Here is a 1300-nt window from a genome sequence, read left to right as displayed (position 1 = left end):
GCCGAAGCCATTAGTGAACTCAAATCGCGTGGTATTCAGGTGGTTCTTTTGACTGGTGACAATCAACGTACGGCCAAGGCGATTGCTCAACAGGTTGGAATCGATCGTGTCATCGCCGAAGTATTGCCCGAAGACAAGGTCTCAGTGATCCAGAAGTTGCAGCAGGAAGGTCAGGTCGTAGCGATGGTTGGCGATGGCGTAAACGATGCGCCGGCGCTCGCCACTGCTGATATTGGTATCGCCATCGGTTCCGGCTCCGATGTGGCCAAGGAAACCGGGGGCATCATCTTGATCAAGAATGATGTCCGAGATGTGGTCACGGCAATCCTGCTTTCCCGTGCGACCATGCTCAAGATCAAGCAGAATCTTTTCTGGGCGTTCATTTACAACACTATTGGCATCCCTGTTGCGGCCTTCGGGCTGCTCAATCCGATCATCGCCGCTGCTGCCATGGCGCTCAGCTCGCTGTCGGTGATCGTCAACTCCGCACTGCTCAAACGCGCCCGTATAGGCGCAAGGTAGGGGTGAGATCATGAAACGCAACATTCTGACCATTTGCACTGTGGTCAGTGCCATTGGTATCGCGACAGTACTTTACCTGTACGGGGTGAGCGTCAAGTCGCTGCTTGTTTCCCTGATCTTCTTGCTATGCCCGGTCTTGGTCCTGATCCAGACCGCACGTGGTGTCCGACAGTTCGATAAGGATATTGGCGAAGCTGGCCGTAAACTGCAGAGGAAGGATTTGCCATGATGACGCATGTGGTTTTGAATCATAGGGTGTCAGCTTCATGGATGCGTGTGCACTTCTTCTGGCTTGCAATGCTGGTAATGCTTTCCGGTTACTCGAACGCGTATGCCGAGGTTCCTGGGCAACCGGTGCGTAAGGACGGACTGACGATCTACTATGGCGTATTGCCGGCTGAAATGGTTGCCCAGCAAGAGCATAAGTCCGGCAAGCACATGCAGCCCACTAATGCAGCGGGGGGCGATACTCATCACTTGGTGGTGGCCATTTTTGAAGAGCAGACGGGCAAACGCCTTTCGGAAGCATCAGTGCGAGCGAGAGTTGAGCCTCTCGGAGGCGCATCTCAGGAAAAGCTTCTGGAACCCATGAAAATTGCCGACACCGTGACCTTCGGTAATTTCTTCCGCATGGAGGGGGATATGCCTTATGTCATTCATTTGCGCATCCGTCGCAATGAGGGAGGGCCATCCGATGTGGAAGTAGCCTTGCCCTATCGTCACCCATCCCGCTAATCGCCAGGGAGCGCATACCATGCCCAGACACGACAGTCGATTT

At 54.2% G+C, this 1300-nt stretch carries 3 protein-coding genes; all 3 read left to right on the top strand.

Annotated elements, in window-relative coordinates:
* A partial coding sequence (locus RA210_RS19440; RefSeq protein WP_201487717.1) for an HAD-IC family P-type ATPase occupies nucleotides 1–522 on the top strand: 522 nt, incomplete at its 5' end.
* 10 nt (nucleotides 523–532) lie between these two features.
* Complete coding sequence (locus RA210_RS19435; RefSeq protein ID WP_090352009.1) at nucleotides 533–751, top strand: hypothetical protein; 219 nt, start codon at nucleotides 533–535, stop codon at nucleotides 749–751.
* Entirely contained in the window at nucleotides 748–1257 is a 510-nt protein-coding gene (locus RA210_RS19430) for a hypothetical protein (protein WP_090352011.1), read from the top strand. The genes RA210_RS19435 and RA210_RS19430 overlap by 4 nt, the downstream gene beginning before the upstream one ends.
* Nucleotides 1258–1300 lie beyond the last annotated feature (43 nt).

The sequence above is a fragment of the Pseudomonas sp. OF001 genome (assembly GCF_904426495.1).
GTDB lineage: Bacteria > Pseudomonadota > Gammaproteobacteria > Pseudomonadales > Pseudomonadaceae > Geopseudomonas.
The sequence above is the reverse complement of the archived record's forward strand: the minus strand, read 5'-3'. Positions and strand labels throughout refer to the sequence as shown.

Excerpts from the sequence above, each read along its gene's own strand:
- RA210_RS19435 (WP_090352009.1), top strand. The coding sequence starts at position 533 with ATGAAACGCAACATTCTGACCATTTGCACTGTGGTCAGTGCCATTGGT.
- RA210_RS19430 (WP_090352011.1), top strand. The coding sequence starts at position 748 with ATGATGACGCATGTGGTTTTGAATCATAGGGTGTCAGCTTCATGGATG.